Annotated in this window: 14 protein-coding genes; 10 read left to right on the top strand and 4 right to left on the bottom strand. The window is 57.5% G+C overall.

The window, feature by feature from the left end; translation table 11 throughout:
* Nucleotides 1-185: 185 nt before the first annotated feature.
* Complete coding sequence (locus tag IFU31_RS00510; RefSeq protein WP_192101982.1) at nt 186-1,418, bottom strand: multidrug effflux MFS transporter; 1,233 nt, start codon at nt 1,416-1,418, stop codon at nt 186-188.
* Between the two features lie 11 nt (nt 1,419-1,429).
* Nucleotides 1,430-1,810, bottom strand: coding sequence for a DUF2255 family protein (locus tag IFU31_RS00505; RefSeq protein WP_192101981.1), 381 nt, complete (start codon nt 1,808-1,810; stop codon nt 1,430-1,432).
* A gap of 436 nt (nt 1,811-2,246) precedes the next feature.
* Between IFU31_RS00505 and IFU31_RS00500 the strand changes: the two genes are divergently transcribed.
* The gene (locus IFU31_RS00500) at nt 2,247-2,699 is read left to right on the top strand and encodes a (R)-mandelonitrile lyase (protein WP_446731014.1); all 453 of its coding nucleotides are present in this window, start codon (nt 2,247-2,249) and stop codon (nt 2,697-2,699) included.
* A complete protein-coding gene (locus IFU31_RS00495) occupies nt 2,696-3,502 on the top strand; it encodes a carboxymuconolactone decarboxylase family protein (protein ID WP_192101979.1) in 807 nt (268 codons plus the stop codon). The genes IFU31_RS00500 and IFU31_RS00495 overlap by 4 nt, the downstream gene beginning before the upstream one ends.
* Nucleotides 3,503-3,714: 212 nt before the next feature.
* On the opposite strand, the gene IFU31_RS00490 is transcribed toward IFU31_RS00495, so the two are convergent.
* A complete protein-coding gene (locus IFU31_RS00490) occupies nt 3,715-4,110 on the bottom strand; it encodes a DUF1330 domain-containing protein (RefSeq protein ID WP_192057070.1) in 396 nt (131 codons plus the stop codon).
* An 808-nt stretch (nt 4,111-4,918) separates the two neighbouring features.
* On the opposite strand from IFU31_RS00490, the gene paoA reads away from it, so the two are divergent.
* The 5 genes from paoA to IFU31_RS00465 all read left to right on the top strand — a co-directional run bounded on the left by paoA (nt 4,919) and on the right by IFU31_RS00465 (nt 11,249).
* The gene (paoA, locus tag IFU31_RS00485) at nt 4,919-5,587 is read left to right on the top strand and encodes an aldehyde dehydrogenase iron-sulfur subunit PaoA (RefSeq protein ID WP_185793322.1); all 669 of its coding nucleotides are present in this window, start codon (nt 4,919-4,921) and stop codon (nt 5,585-5,587) included.
* Nucleotides 5,584-6,564, top strand: a complete 981-nt coding sequence (locus IFU31_RS00480; protein ID WP_192101978.1) for an FAD binding domain-containing protein — start codon at nt 5,584-5,586, stop codon at nt 6,562-6,564. Before paoA ends, IFU31_RS00480 begins: the two co-directional genes overlap by 4 nt.
* A gap of 15 nt (nt 6,565-6,579) precedes the next feature.
* Nucleotides 6,580-8,790, top strand: a complete 2,211-nt coding sequence (gene paoC / locus IFU31_RS00475) for an aldehyde oxidoreductase molybdenum-binding subunit PaoC (RefSeq protein ID WP_192101977.1) — start codon at nt 6,580-6,582, stop codon at nt 8,788-8,790.
* A gap of 28 nt (nt 8,791-8,818) precedes the next feature.
* Nucleotides 8,819-9,733, top strand: coding sequence for a LysR family transcriptional regulator (locus IFU31_RS00470; protein ID WP_122478024.1), 915 nt, complete (start codon nt 8,819-8,821; stop codon nt 9,731-9,733).
* A 355-nt stretch (nt 9,734-10,088) separates the two neighbouring features.
* Nucleotides 10,089-11,249 carry an acyltransferase family protein gene (locus IFU31_RS00465; RefSeq protein WP_192101976.1) on the top strand — a complete coding sequence of 387 codons (1,161 nt, stop codon included), beginning with the start codon at nt 10,089-10,091 and terminating at the stop codon, nt 11,247-11,249.
* 74 nt (nt 11,250-11,323) lie between these two features.
* On the opposite strand, the gene IFU31_RS00460 is transcribed toward IFU31_RS00465, so the two are convergent.
* Complete coding sequence (locus IFU31_RS00460) at nt 11,324-11,956, bottom strand: dTMP kinase (protein ID WP_192101975.1); 633 nt, start codon at nt 11,954-11,956, stop codon at nt 11,324-11,326.
* 338 nt (nt 11,957-12,294) lie between these two features.
* Between IFU31_RS00460 and IFU31_RS00455 the strand changes: the two genes are divergently transcribed.
* Genes IFU31_RS00455 through IFU31_RS00445 form a run of 3 tightly spaced genes read left to right on the top strand, consistent with a single transcriptional unit; the run spans nt 12,295 to nt 15,762 of the window.
* Entirely contained in the window at nt 12,295-13,221 is a 927-nt protein-coding gene (locus IFU31_RS00455; protein WP_192101974.1) for a homocysteine S-methyltransferase family protein, read from the top strand.
* A complete protein-coding gene (locus IFU31_RS00450) occupies nt 13,214-14,761 on the top strand; it encodes an ABC transporter substrate-binding protein (protein WP_192101973.1) in 1,548 nt (515 codons plus the stop codon). The genes IFU31_RS00455 and IFU31_RS00450 overlap by 8 nt, the downstream gene beginning before the upstream one ends.
* A gap of 5 nt (nt 14,762-14,766) precedes the next feature.
* Nucleotides 14,767-15,762 (top strand): ABC transporter permease, encoded by a 996-nt coding sequence (locus tag IFU31_RS00445; RefSeq protein WP_192057062.1) that lies wholly within the window; start codon nt 14,767-14,769, stop codon nt 15,760-15,762.
* The last annotated feature ends 1 nt before the right edge of the window (nt 15,763 follow it).

The following is a 15,763-nucleotide window of genomic DNA, read 5'->3' as shown; positions in this document are numbered from 1 at the left end:
TGCTACAAGTGGGCGTGGCGAAGCTCGGAGGTCAACGCATGATGAAACCGCCGTCCACAGAAATGGATTGCCCTGTCACATAGCTGAGCGAACGCGTTGGCAGTTGCCCAACCAATTCCAGAGCCTGCACCTGTGACCAGTGCAACTTGGTTTTCAAATGAAAAATTCATCGAAGATCCTCAACTTTAAAGGTGATCAGATACAGGACGTACCCACAGCACGCAGGCTGCGGCGAGCAGACAGCCAAAGCCACACATGCCCACGACCGAGCCCATGGGCCAGGGAGTGCCATCGGCAAACCGTGCCACCAGTGCTGAGCCCAAAATACCGGCTCCGTACTGCATAGCGCCGGCGAGTGCTGATGCAGTGCCAGAAAACTGAGGAAGGCAGTTCAATGCTCCCGTGATGGCGTTGGCCAGAACAAAGCCTGTGGCAGTGACGAACACGAAACAGCCACAGATGAGCAGCGGCAGTCCGCCCCAGTCAGCCCAGGTGGTGAATGCGATCAGGGCTCCGGCACTGGCCGAGATGACCCCGCCCACAAACAGCACTGCGTCGGCGTCATAGCGATTGAGCAATCGAGCATTGAGTTGATTGGTGACCATAAGCCCAATGATGCCGGCGCCGAACAGCACGCCGTACCACTGCGGATCAACATGGTGGTAAGCGATGTACGCAAAGGGCGAGCCCGCGATGTAGGCGAAAGTACCCGCGTAGAAAAACCCGCCAGTGGCAACGTAGGCCAGAAACCTGGGCGTGCGCAGCAGCAATCCATAGCGCTGGATGATGGTTTGTAGCGAAGTGTGGCTGCGCCGGGAGGCTGGTAAGGTTTCGGGTAAAAGTACCAGACTAGCTAGCGTGGCCACCCCCAGCACTACCAGGGTCCAGAAGATGGCTTGCCAGGAGAACGAATGCAAAATCTGCCCGCCAACCGTAGGGCCCGCCAGTGGTGCGACCGCCATGATGGTCATCAAGGTGGACATTTTCTGGCCGGCTTGCCGGCCTTCATAAAGGTCACGCACCATGGCCCGTGCGAGAACCACATTGGCACAGGCCCCTAATGCTTGCACCACACGCCAGACGACCAGGGTGGTGCCATCACTGGCCAGCGCACAGCCGGCGGATCCCGCGATGAAGAGCAAGCAGCCAAGCGCGACAGGCAGCCTTCGGCCATAGCGGTCACTGAACGGCCCCCAGAACAGTTGCCCTGCGCTGAACCCAGCCAGGTAGCCGCTCACGGTCAGCGCCATCGTGCCGCCGTCTGTGTGTAAAGAGGTCGCCATAATTGGCATTGCTGGCAAATAGAGGTCGGTAGAAATCGACGCGAAGGCCAACAAGGCGCTAAGGATCAACAGAATCCGGATGCCGTGCCGCGGTTCGTGCCCCGTTTGCGCTTCTCCAGAACGAGGCTCAGCCAATGCTATTTCTCTCACCGCGCGTTGCCTTCAGGAAAAATTCGAAGAGTCGCAGCTCGCGAGCGCTCGCTGATCATAGGAGCCAGATAGCTGCTGGTGCTGTACTTGGCTCGGTAGGCGTCGTCGATGGGATCATTGACGTCACCGCTAACCGGTTCAAACCTGACGTCGATCGTCTTGCCGGCTGTGATAATCCTACCGGCCCTTTGTTCAAGTGCAGCCTGGTACCAACGGGACTGAACGCCGCTGTAAGCACGCACATAGAGGTCACCTTCCACCTCAACGCACCATATAAATGTCGGCGTACCGTAGTTCACCATGTCCTGTCGAAATACCGAGATATGTAAGTCGTCTGCTTTGACGATAGTGCCAAGCTCACGCTGATCCCACTTCATGGGTGCCTCCTTTTGCTGCGATGTGCTGACCGCATCCGCGCTTGCGGCGTCAGTGCTGAGGCCACTGCAGATAAACAACGAGCTCAATGCCATGCCTGGAAGTAGTCGAGTGCTCATATTTGATTCCTCCTCAGCGACGGTTGCGGTGGCTGACATGCGTATAAAATTCGAGTGTGCTAAAACTAATCACTGAGTCAGCCCTTGAATACCGGGCTTAAGTAGGATGCTCTACTGAGCAGCACTCATTAATGTTAGGAGAGCCGGGGTAGAGCGACCGCCCGGATAACTTTCGGACTGCTGAGCTCGGCTCACCGGATCATGTTGGTTTTGGTGGTAGTACAGAAGGCAATGCTGATCTAGCTTGTGCGCTTGAACGCCCACTAGCAGGAGCTTGTCTATGAGAGGATTTATCAAGACGTCTTCGTTGGCCGTAGTGATGTGTACCGCCATCTCTGCTCATAGCGCCGAGATTCCAAACGATCAGGTAATGGCCGTCACCCGAAATGGTGAACAACCTTCGATGATGGGAGCGCCAGCCAACTTTGTTGGAAACGCGCGCATCGACCCTCTCTTTCCGGCACGCGCACCCTCGACTGTCTCGGCAGGCGCAGTCATTTTCCAGCCCGGAGCAGGAGCAGCCTGGCATACCCACCCCAAAGGCCAAACCTTGATAGTCACGGCGGGTACCGGCTGGGTACAACAGGTAGGCGGAGAGAAGATCGTTATCAAACCAGGCGACGTCATCTGGACACCGCCCGGCGTCAAACATTGGCATGGGGCTACCGCGATTACAGGGATGACTCATATGGCCATCCAGGAAGCTGTCGACGGGAAAAACGTCGAGTGGATGGAACTGGTCAGCGAAGCGCAGTACGAGGCTTCCCGATGAGCTGGGCAAAAGCAGGCGTCGCCTGCCTGACCCTATTACTGGTCGCGTGCTCGACCAAAGACCCCATGTCCGCACATCGCTCTCCGGAAGTGCCGACTCTTGAGGACATGCGTGCAGTATCTCCCGCGCTGGCTCATAACACTGAGATCACCCTCCTGGGTGAGGTGTGGAAACGCCCGGGCTTATCGCCCCGCGATCGCAGCCTAACCACACTGGCGGTGCTGATTTCCAAGCAGCAAACGGTCGAGTTGGCGTATCACCTGAATCTGGCACTGGACAACGGCGTCAAGCCTTCGGAGATTTCCGAAGTCATCAACCACCTGGCGTTCTATACCGGTTGGGGCAACGCAACCGCTACGATTCTTGTCACCAAAGAGGTATTCACCCGGCGCGGGATCACGCCGGATCAATTGCCGCCTGCCTCACCTCCCCTACTCGCTATCGACCAGGCTTCCGAAAAGGTTCGTACGGCGTATGTCGATAAGAATGTAGGGCTTGTGTCTGCGGGTCTTGTTCATTACACCAGCGCTTCTCTGTTCCACGACTTGTGGTTGCGCCCAGGCCTGGCCCCACGTGATCGAAGCCTCGTCACCGTAAGCGCCCTGATCGCCACGGGACAAGTCGCTCAGCTGGCCGCTCATCTCAATCGCGCGATGGATAACGGACTGACGCAGTCTCAAGCCTCGGAAATGTTGACTCAGTTGGCCTTCTACGCCGGGTGGCCCAACGTGTTCACCGCCGTGCCGGTAGTGCATGAGGTGTTCACGAGCCGACAAAAACCTCAGATGCAAAGGGATGGGTAAAGATAGCTGGTCGGGGCTTGCGAACGTGGGCCGCCGTAAAATGATACTGGAAGGCGGAGCGTTGTAGCGGCGCCTTTTTGTAGCCTACGGCAGATTTAGTCCTGCAGTGTCTGCCACGCAAAAGCAGTCATGTGGCTTTAGTATTACTTCCTTCCCCAGCGGCCGCGTTGAACACGAGTGGCTGCTCACGCGGCGCCTGGGTTAGGAGTGAGTTATTGGGCTGGGACTCCCTCAATCAAGTAAACATCTGTGTTAGCTGATCGCTGGCGGATTTTCCTGAGTTCGGTGTACTCCGCAGAGTTGTACCAAGCCTGGGCCTTTTCGATGCTTTCAAATTCGATAACAACGCGTCGCCGCTTCGGCGCTACACCCTCAAGCGAAATAGTCTTGCCGCCACGCACGACGAAGTGCCCGCCATAGGGTTTGAAGGTGGCTTCAACCCCTGCGCTGTAAGGCTTCATACCTTCTGGATTGGTAATTTCAAACTCGCCGACATAGTAGGCCGGGGCATGTGCGTACGAAGCCTCAGACGCCATTACCTGAAAACTATTCATTGAGACAAACGCAAGACCCGCTGCTGCAAGCGCCATCACTCTTAAACTCTTCATCACATTTCCCCCATTTGAAAAAAACTTGGCTCTGCGCACGACTCCCTAATGACCCGTCAGTTCGAACAGATCTATCATCGACCCGGCTGAATGCTGAGTTAAACCGGGAAGGTCTCGATCAACTCTTTAGACAGGATCATCGACTGAGTCGTTTTCACGTATTCTTGAAAATGCGGTGAAGCAATATGGCTTTGATATGCCGCTCCATCCGATTAGATTGCAAAGAAATGGAGCCTATTCGGGTGTCCTTTTTCTGCAACTGAGTAGAGAGTCAGCACACCCAGTTCAAGACGGACGGAGTCGGCCATTTCCTCTTTGACGGCAACTTGACAAGCCGCCAGTTGAGAAGGATCGATGACAAGCTGCGCAATACGCACAATTTGCTCAGAAGGTAGTGCGGCAACCGCTGATCCCACCCAAACACCACTAAAAAAACATGGCCTTGAGGATTGATATTCGCATTTATACTTCTCTGATGAAGGACTGCGAAGCCTTGCCTCAGCCATCGCTCACGATTGTCCCTGATTAAACCAGATAACCGTTAGGAGTGGTCAAGCCGCGGCCGGCAGCTGTATTCAATCCCCGATACCTTAATACCCGCCAATTCCGGGCCTTTGTGGACATTACTGAGCGCTACTCATGGATTCATCCTTAAAATCGCAGTTATCAGCTAGAACGCAGTGCCATAGGCTCTAGTCATGAAAATACGGCACTGCGTGCCGTCATTGCCCTCACATTAGACGTGCGCCGGTAAGTCATCAGTAACTGATACCCGCTTATGCCACACACATTGCGATCGGAGACGTTCATGAACCCCGAAAATCCCACCGCATCCGGAGCGGGAATAGAGATGTCCCGCCGACAAGTGCTCATTGGCACCGCAGGCACTGCGGTCACTGCGGTTTTGGCAAAGGTCGATCACGCCCAAGCGACCGCCAATATCAAATCGACAGCGCAAACTCCGCCAGTCAGTCATGTGACGTTTACCCTCAACGGGCGGCGAGTTGCCCTGGATGTCGACAACCGCACCACGCTTCTGGACGCCCTTCGAGAAAGGCTGCATCTGACGGGCAGCAAGAAAGGCTGTGACCACGGCCAGTGCGGCGCCTGTACGGTGATCGTTGAGGGTCGACGAATCAACGCGTGCCTGACACTTGCGGTCATGCACGAAGGCGACAGCATCACCACCATTGAAGGCCTCGGTACCCCGGACAACCTGCACCCACTGCAAGCAGCGTTCATCAAGCATGACGGATACCAGTGCGGGTACTGCACGCCTGGCCAGATCTGCTCGGCAGTCGCGATGCTTGAAGAAATAAAAGCCGGCATACCCAGTCACGTCAGCGGTGATCTGATTGCCAAGAGCCAAGTCAGCGCCGTCGAAATCCGGGAGCGCATGAGTGGGAATATCTGCCGTTGCGGTGCGTACTCCAACATCGTCGACGCCATCCAGGAATCAGCAGGAGGCGAGGCATGAAGTCCTTCACGTACGAACGCGCCGCATCTATGCAGCAAGCGGTTAACGCTTGCGTAAGCCACGAGGGAGCCCGATTCATCGCCGGTGGTACCAATTTGCTCGATCTGATGAAACTGGAGATCGAGACCCCGCAGCATCTGATTGATGTAAACGGATTGGCGCTCGACAAAATCACCGCGACGAACGAAGGCGGGCTAAGGATTGGCGCCATGGTGCGCAACACTGATCTGGCGGCTGCGCCACAGGTGCGTCGAGACTATGCCGTCCTCTCCAGGGCGCTGCTTGCCGGCGCGTCAGGACAATTGCGCAACAAAGCCACGACGGCAGGCAATCTGTTACAGCGCACCCGGTGTGCGTACTTCTACGACACTAATCAGCCCTGCAACAAGCGTCGCCCGGGAACTGGCTGCTCTGCAATGGGCGGTGCCAGTCGGCAACAAGCGGTCATAGGTGTCAGCGATGCCTGCATTGCCAGCCATCCCAGCGACATGGCGGTGGCGATGCGAGCATTGGGCGCCAAGGTAGAAACACTCAATTCAGACGGTCACGTCAGAACGATTGAGATCGACCACCTCTACAGTGCCCCAGGGAGCACCCCTCATATCGAAAACGTCCTTGGGCCAGGCGAGCTGATTACCGCTGTGACCTTGCCCAAGCCTGTTGGCGGCGAGCACATCTACTACAAGGTTCGTGACCGTGCGTCTTATGCGTTTGCGCTGGTTTCACTCGCTGCGATCGTGCTGCCCGATGGGACGGGGCAACTAGCCCTTGGGGGTGTCTCATACAAGCCCTGGCGAAGTGAAGCGGCCGACGCTTTTCTGCCTGACGGCGCTAAAGCCGTAGCAACACACTTGCTGGCTGGCGCTAATCCAACTACCCAAAACGCTTTCAAAATCAAACTGGCGGAACGGACGATCGGTCTGGCTTTGTCCAGTTCGTCTTCTTCACAACGGCCTCGCACGGCTGCGGTCGATTGACCAGGAGTATGCCTAATGAAGTTTGATACGCCCGCGAGCACAAACCCGATAGATCAGATGAAGGTGATCGGTCAGCCAAAGGATCGTGTTGAGGGCAAACTGAAGACGACCGGCACAGCCACCTATGCTTACGAACAACGAGCCGCACTAAGCCCTCCCGCCTACGGCTATGTTGTCGGCTCGGCAATCGGCAAAGGTCGGATATCGTCTATCGATTCAAGCGAGGCACGGCAAGCCAGCGGTGTCATCGCCATCGTCACCCACGAAAATGCAGGTCAATTGGACAGGGGTGAATTTTACGTTGATCGGGCACTTGCCGGGCCGAAAGTCGATCACTATCACCAAGCCGTAGCAATCGTCGTGGCAGAGACGTTCGAACAAGCCAGGGCGGCTTCGGCATTGCTGAGGGTCTACTACGTCAGAGAAACTGGCGCCTACGACCTCTCAGCACAGCGAGCGTCTGCCACTACGCCAGCGGCGGGCGCGTTTGGCCCTCCCCCACACACTGAGATCGGGGATTTTGAAGGCGCATTTACGCAGGCCGCAGTGACACTCGACGGCCATTACACCACTCCGGATCATGCGCACGCGATGATGGAACCTCACGCTACCATTGCTCAATGGCAGGGTGACAAACTGACGCTTTGGACGTCGATCCAACAGATGAATTGGGGCGTCAGAGACCTGGCTAAAACACTGGGGATTCCCAAAGGGAACATTCACCTCATTTCGCCCTACATCGGCGGCGGCTTTGGCGGCAAAGGCACTATCTTGTGCGACGCGGTATTGGCATCTCTTGCCTCGAAAGAGGCTGGACGCCCGGTGAAGGTCGCACTTCCCCGACCGCTTATGTTCAACAACCTGACCCATAGGCCTGCGACGATTCAAAGAATCAGGCTCGGTGCCAACTCCGACGGCAAGCTCACTGCCGTTGGTCATGAGAGCTGGTCGGGCAATCTGCGAGGTGGGCGCACTGAAGCCGCCACCGCATCGACCCGAACATTGTATGCGGGTGCTAACCGCATGACCCGCCTCTATCTTGCCCAACTCGACCTTGCTGAAGGGAGCGCCATGCGTGCGCCCGGTGAAGCGCCGGGCATGATGGCTCTGGAGATTGCCATGGACGAGATGGCAGAGAAACTGGGGATGGATCCCGTAAGATTTCGTGTTATCAACGACACCCAAGTAGATCCCGAGCAGCCGGATCGCCGGTTCTCTCAACGCCAGTTAGTAGAGTGCCTGAATAAGGGGGCTGATCATTTCGGCTGGGCGCGACGTAACACCCATCCGGCCAAAGAACTCCGTGACGGATGGTGGGTTGGCTTGGGAATGGCCTCCGCGATCCGAGGTGCACCTACGACAAAGTCCGCTGCTCGAGTCCGGCTTGACCGCGAAGGCATAGTCACCGTCGAAACTGACATGACCGACATCGGCACCGGCTCTTACACGATTATTGCCCAGACTGCTGCGGAAATGATGGGCGTGGATATGGACAAGGTAAACGTAAACTTGGGCGACTCGCACTTCCCGGAATCATCCGGTTCGGGCGGTCAATGGGGCGCTGCCTCATCTACGGCAGGCGTCTACGCTGCTTGTGTGAAGCTCAGGGAAGCCGTTTCGATGAAGCTGGGCCTTGATCCGACCCTCACCGAATTTGTCGCTGGCCACGTTCGTCAAGGGTCGATAAGTCTGCCATTGACCACTGCGACAAAGAACGGCGAGCTGGTGTCCGAAGACTTCATGGAGTTTGGCGACCTCGCCAAGGAGTACGCTCAGCAAACATTTGGCGCCCATTTCGTTGAGGTTGGAGTAAATGCTGCCACTGGCGAGATCCGTATTCGTCGTCAACTGGCAGTGTGCGCAGCGGGCAGGATACTCAATCCAAAAACGGCACGAAGTCAGATCATCGGGGGAATGACCATGGGCGCCGGTGCTGCGCTCATGGAGGAAATGGTCGTGGATCATCGCCTAGGTTTTTTTGTTAATCACGATCTGGCCAGCTATGAAGTGCCGGTACATGCCGACATCCCCCATCAGGAGGTTATTTTCCTGGATGAGGTTGATCCCTATGCCACGCCGTTGAAGGCTAAAGGCGTCGGCGAGCTAGGTATTTCTGGCGCCGCTGCGGCGATTGCCAACGCTATCTATAACGCGACCGGCATTAGAGTCCGTGACTATCCCATTACGCTCGATAAGCTGATTGACCACTTGCCGGAAGTCGGCTGACCTTAACGCTTTACCATCGGAGTCATCAATGCAGCTGAGCCGCACGAACCTGGCAGATATCATTTATTTCCTTGCCATCGCTCGGCACCAGAGCTTCAGGAAAGCTGGGCTGGACGTGGGGATCAGCGCGTCTGCGCTAAGCCATGCCATGAAAGGGCTAGAGACACGGTTGGGCGTTCGACTGCTTAACCGCACAACACGAAGCGTGACGCTTACGGCAGCTGGCGAAGAGCTGCAGGGCCTCATCAGCGCGCCGGTAAATGATATCGGTCAGGCGCTGGAGGCCCTGAACCGGCTGCGCGACGAGCCTGCCGGACGCATCAGACTAAACGTCTTGAGCGACGGCGCGAAACTCATCCTCGGCCCGGTCCTCCCAGTCTTCGTTGATCGCTATCCGGATATAGAGGTTGACCTCACCGTCACGAATCGAATGGTAGATGTCATTGGTGACGGCCATGATGCGGGGATACGTTACGGCGGGACGGTGCCCGAAGACATGATCGCCCAGCGACTCTCTCCCGATGTCGCTTGGGCCGTCGTTGGCGCGCCGGATTACCTGCAGCGTTTCGGAATTCCGATGCATCCGGACGACCTGCACCATCATCGGTGTCTGCGTGTGCGCCTGGGCAATGCACGCATCTACCACTGGCAGTTCTCGAAAGGCGGTCAGCAGATGGAGATAGATGTGCCGGGGCCCATCACTATTGATGAGGGTCGCGTCGGTGTGGCGATGGCTATGCGCGGCGTAGGCTTGATGTACGTCCCGCAGAAGGTAGTCGAGCGGCAGATTGCGGAAGGATCTTTGCAGCGGGTCCTTGTGGATTGGACTCACTATGACCCAGGCTTTCACATTTACTACTCAAGTTTCAGACAGATACCTGTTGGTCTGCGCCTGCTCATTGACCTCATACGTGAGCTTGAGCCGATGGGGCCACTCCCCTAGCCGCTACTCGTTGATCCATAGAGGATAAGTCGTGCTTGATACTCGACGAAAGCTCTTGGAGGTCACTGACTGCTTGTACCGACTCTTAAGCTATACAGGGATCTACTTCTCCACAAAATGACTGACACAGGTTGGGCAAAGCATTGATTCAGGAGCATCCAGAAGAACGGCGGCCTGCTCAATCCCAAGAAGGCGCTGTTGGTCAGATCCATACTTTTTACCTGGCCTATAGAATCGACCAAATTGCCCTTGTGCCTACCGATGACTTGCTTTAGCTTAGCTCGTGTGATGGCTACGGGCCATGCCTCTTCGGCATGACACCGGGTAGCAATACTTACAACGCCCTGGACTACCCATGAAAAGATTTGTCGTACTCGACAGTTTCCGCGGCCTCTGCGCGGTTGCCGTCGTGCTGTTCCACACTTACGTGGTGCAAAGCATTGCCGAACTCGAGTTTTTCAAGAACGCCTTCCTGCTCGTGGAGTTCTTTTTTATCCTCAGTGGTTTCGTGTTGTTTCACACCTACGGCCAGCGTTTGAACAACGCGACCGATTATAAAAATTTCTTCATCAGTCGCACGGCTCGCCTGTATCCCCTGCATCTGACGATGTTGGGCGTTTACCTGGTACTGGAAATGGGTCGTTCGCTGGCTGAGAGGAAAGGCTTCAGTTTCAACGAACCGGCATTCAGCGGTGCCACTTCGATGGACGAATTTCTGCCCAACCTGCTCCTGCTGCAATCCTGGCTGAACAGCGCCATGACCGGCTCGTTCAATTACCCCTCCTGGAGCATCAGCATCGAGTACTACCTGTACTTGATATTTGGCGTCATGGCAGTGCTGGCGCGCACCAGCAAGGTCAAGGTCTTCGCAATGGTGTCCCTGGCGGCCTTCATCACTTTGTGGAACGGTGAATCCTGGCTGAAGCTGGAAATCTTCCGCGGCGCTTCGTGCTTCTTCGCCGGTGCCTGCCTGTATGTGCTCTACGATCGCATCAAGGACCTGGAGCTGGACGCCGTGGACTTCAATCTGCTGGAGATTGCCCTGGTGCTGGGCAGCTATCGTCTGCTGGTGTCGAACATCGATCACAAGGGCGTGTATGCCAGCCTGCTGTTCTGTGTCTTGATTCTGGTATTTGCGTTCGAGCGCGGCGTGGTTTCGCGACTGCTGCACCAGCGCTTTTTCGTCTGGCTGGGCGCCCTGTCGTTCTCCATCTATTTGACGCACGCAGCCATTCTCTTCGTGTTCAAGAGCGCCGTGATCGTGCTGTCGAAAGTGCTGCACACCGACCTGACAGAGACCCTGCAAGGCCATGACATGCCCAACATGGTCAAGTACATTTCGACCCACAGCATATGGCTCGACAACGCCATTGTCGTCTTGCAGTTGGCGGCGGTACTGCTGGTCTCGACATTGACCTACAAGTATGTCGAGATGCCGGGCGTGCAATTAGGCAAGCGACTCACTCGCCGCAAAGGCGCAACGCCTGGCCCTACTCTGCAAGGCACCGTGCAGTAACCTCCCAGGTATCCTCCGGCCGTGCCTCTTAAGGGACGGCCCATGTGCCACGACAACCCACTTAACCAACCCCATCAGCTTTTCCCAGGCCACTCCATGCCAAGGACCTTGTAAACCTCGGCAACCACCTGCATCGCTGCCTGTTCGACACCGCCGTCATTACGGCAGCAAACCCAGCCGTGATCTGCAATCGCCCGCTCGAAGGCTTGCGTACAATCGACATGTTCTTGCAGGGTATGGATCACCGTACTGCTGAGTCCGCGCCGTCGTGCAGCTGCCCTCGCCCATGAAATATCCGGGTCTGTGACAACCCCGACATGCAGGTCCGGCACTCGCACGTTTCGATCGATGTTAAGCTGCAGAATGTCTGCGAATGGGACCATCCGGCGAAAAGCGGCCTCCGATGGGTACCAGCGATCGATCAGGATGATGCTGTCGCGTGGCTGCCGGGTCAGCACGTGCTGCGAGATCCAGGCCCGGCTCTGGGCAAAGCGCTCACAGATCTCCCACTCCAAGTCCTGACGGGGACTTCTCGCAAGTTGGTTGACCAGGACCATCGTTTCACCCCTGAAGGGATCGCTCTTGCGCTCGCATAACCGGATCACTTTTTTGTCGTCGGCCCTCAATAATTTAGTTACGGCCTCCAACAGCGTGGTTTTTCCGGTGCCCTTGGGCCCGTCGAGAGAAACGAATAATGGAAGATTCATTGTTCACGTAACGATTCATATAGGGTTTATTTGCGCGATGATGTCACTGCCCATCATGCCGGGGTCAGTCTCGAAGTAATACTGTTGAATAGCTGTTGCTCGGTAAACAGTTGGCAAATATATACCCGAATCAGAGCGGTCTATTCCATTGTGATCGTTGCGATGGCTTTTATAGTGCGATTCAATCTAAGGACGCTGCACTTCGACGCTCGTTTGTCTGGTTGAAAACCCTGAATGGCAAGCTGCGTTCGAATGCGTTCTTCGCGATTGCTCGGTCGTGGGTTTGTGACTGAGTGTCCACTACAACACAGCCATCATTTGGCGCTCTGGTGAATACAATGGCAAAACACATTCAAATCCTCGACGGCGGCATGGGCCGAGAGCTGTCGCGAAACGGTGCACCGTTTCGTCAACCCGAGTGGTCTGCGCTGGCGCTGATCGAAGCCCCGGAATATGTGCGCCAGGCACATGACGCGTTCATCGCTGCCGGTGCGCAGGTCATTTCCACCAACAGCTATGCCGTGGTGCCCTTCCATATCGGCGAAGCGCGGTTCGAGAACGACGGCACCGCTTTGGCGCAGCGGGCGGGCACCCTCGCCCGCGCCGCTGCCGATGCCAGTCCTTACGCCGTTCGCGTCGCCGGGTCGCTGCCTCCCCCGCTTGGCTCGTACCGCCCGGATCTGTTCGAGCCGGTGCAGGCTGGCAAGGTCCTGCGGGTGCTGATCGACGCGCTGAGCGAGCATGTCGATCTATGGCTGGCAGAGACGCAAAGCTCCATTGCGGAAGTCAGGCTGGTGGCCGAGTTATTGAAAGACGACCCGCGACCACGCTGGTTTTCCTTCACGCTGGATGACGCGCTGGACGCCCAGGGCAAGGCTCGCCTGCGATCTGGCGAAAGCATCACCGACGCCGTGTTGGCGGCAGTCGAACTGGGCGCGGCTTCCGTGCTGTTCAACTGCAGCCCGCCGGAAGTCATGAGCGCTGCCTTGCTCGAGGCTGGCGCACACAGCAGTTTACCGCTCGGCATCTATGCCAATGCCTTCGAACCGTCGGACCATAAACGGGGTGCCAACGTCGGCATCAGCGCACTGCGCCGCGACACCCAGCCGGACAATTACCTGCGCTGGGCGCGTGAGTGGGTCGATCAGGGTGCCAGTATCGTCGGCGGTTGCTGTGGCATCGGTCCGGAACACATTCGCGCACTGTCGACCGCCCTCGCCGGCTCCGACTTCGTACCCGTTGCCCAGGATGCCCTGCATGTTTGATCGTCGCTCGTTCATCAAGGGTACCGGAGCGGCCGCGATGACAGCGGCCATGACCTCCGCCTGGCCGTTGGCCAATGCCTTCGCGCAGGAGCCACAGGGTCCCAGAAAAGGCGGCCACCTGACAATCGGCCTGGACAACGCGTCGACCACAGACCGCCTGGATCCGGCCTTCTGGTTCGAAAGCTGGATGTATTTCACCGGCAGTCAGCTGTTCAATGCTTTGGTTGAAGTCGACGATAGCGGAGCAATCGTGCCTTCACTCGCCGAATCCTGGTCCAGCGATGACGGTGGCCGCAAGTGGGTCCTGAACATCCGCAAAGGCGTGCATTTTCATGATGGACGCGCCTTGAGTGCAAAGGACGTGGTCTGGTCGCTCAACCACCACCGCAACGAGAAGTCGTCCTCCCCGGTCAAGGTCTATCTGGACCCGGTCACGAGCTTGAGAGCCACTGCGGATCACGAGGTCACTGTCACGCTGGCGGAGCCGAACGTCGAGTTCATCGCCTTGTTGTCAGCGGTGCATTTCGTGATCACAGCCGAAAACGAGGCGTTCGAAAAAGCCATCGGCACCGGCGCCTTCATTCTGGAAAGCTTCCAGCCGGGCGTGCGCATGCTGGTCAAGCGCAACCCCAACCACTGGAACCCTTCACGCGGCCATGTCGACTCCGTCGAAACCCTGGCCATGAATGACTCGACCGCCCGGGTCGCGGCGCTGGTCAGCGGTTCCGTGCAGATCATCAATCGGGTCAATCCGCGGATAGTCGGGCGCATCGAGAAGCTGCCCTCGATTCAGCTGGTGCGGGACAAGGACAGCCAGATATTCACCCTGCCCGGCCTGGCCAACGTGGCGCCGTTCGATTCCCTCGATGGGCGTCTGGCACTGAAATACGCGATAGACCGGCAACAGTTGATCGACACGGTCCTGGGCGGGTATGGCTCGCTGGGCAACGACAATCCAGTCTTCCCATCGAACCGGTACTTCGCGCAGGATATTCCCCAGCGACCTTACGACCCTGATCTGGCGCGCTTCCACTGGCAAAAAGCAGGGTTCGCAGGCCCGCTCACGCTCTTCGCGGCAGACGCGGGCTTTCCAGGGGCGGTGGATGCGGCTCAGCTGTATCAACAGTCGGCGCAAAAGGCTGGCATTCCCCTGGGCATCGAACGGGTGCCAAACGACGCATTCTGGACCGATACCTGGCTGAAAAAGCCGTTCTGCACCTCCAATTGGGGGGCGCGCCCCACTGCCGATGCATTGCTGTCCATGGTGTTCACCAGCCAGGCCCCCTGGAACGAATCCGCTTGGCGCGTCCCGGCTTTCGATCAATTGGTGAAAGCGGCGCGTGGCGAAACCGATGAAGACAAACGCCGGCAGATCTACCACGACATCCAGGTGATGCTGGTCGAGCAGAGCAGTGAAATCATCCCGCTGTACGCCGATGCGCTGGCAGCCACGCGCAAGAACGTCAAGGGTTTCACGTCGGTGCCTGGGGTGCCCCTCAGTGGCAACCGAGCCGCCGAGAAAGTCTGGCTGGAAGGATAAAGTCGATGTCGGTGACACTTTCGGTTATCGCTCGCGCGGGGGGGCAAGGCGCGCTGGCAAGCATGATTGCGCGGCGCCTGGCGGTCGGCATGGTCATGCTGCTGGCGACTTCGCTGTTGATTTTCATCGGCCTGAACCTGCTACCGGGCGATACGGCAACCGCAATTCTGGGTCAGTCCGCAACCCCTGCGGCGATCCAGGCCCTGAAGCTGCAACTGGGCCTGGACCAACCGGCCGGCTGGCGTTATGTGCAGTGGCTGGGTGGGGTGCTGCAAGGTGAGTTCGGCGTCAGCCTGAGCTCTCGGGAAACCATCTCTACGGCCCTCTTGGAACGGCTGCAAAACACCCTGTTCCTGGCAGGCATCACCGCGTTGGTCGCGGTACCGCTGGCGCTGATCATGGGGTTCGTTTCGGTCCGTTTCCATGGCGGCTGGGTCGATGGCCTGTTGAGCCTGGCAAGTCGCACCACAGTGGCCTTGCCCGAATTTTTTTCCGGCTACCTGCTGATCTTCATCTTTTCGATGACCCTCGCGTGGTTGCCCAGCAACAGCAGCGTGCAGGCAGGGATGCCGTTCTCGGACCGATTGACAGCCATCGCACTTCCCATGGCCACGCTGGTACTCGCCGTGCTGGGCCACATGAGCAACATGACCCGAGCGGCGCTGCTCAATGCCCAGCGCAGCAGCTACGTCGATACCGCCGTGCTCAAGGGGCTTTCACCCATGCGGGTTTTGTGGCGGCACGTCTTGCCCAATGCCTGGGGCCCGATCATCAACGTCATCGTGTTGAACATGGCCTACCTGATGGTGGGCGTGGTGATCGTGGAAAACGTTTTCGTCTATCCCGGCCTGGGCCAATACCTGGTCGACAGCATCGGCAAACGGGACGTGCCTGTGGTCCAGGGTTGCGCGCTGGTGCTGGCAGCCATCTACATCCTGCTGAATCTGTTCGCCGACGTGATCGCCTTGTTGACCAACCCCCGTCTACGCCACGGAAAATAAT

Origin of the sequence: Pseudomonas sp. CFBP 13602 (assembly GCF_014842725.1) — a bacterium.
In the GTDB taxonomy this organism is placed as follows: Bacteria; Pseudomonadota; Gammaproteobacteria; order Pseudomonadales; family Pseudomonadaceae; genus Aquipseudomonas; species Aquipseudomonas baltica.
The sequence above is the reverse complement of the archived record's forward strand: the minus strand, read 5'-3'. Positions and strand labels throughout refer to the sequence as shown.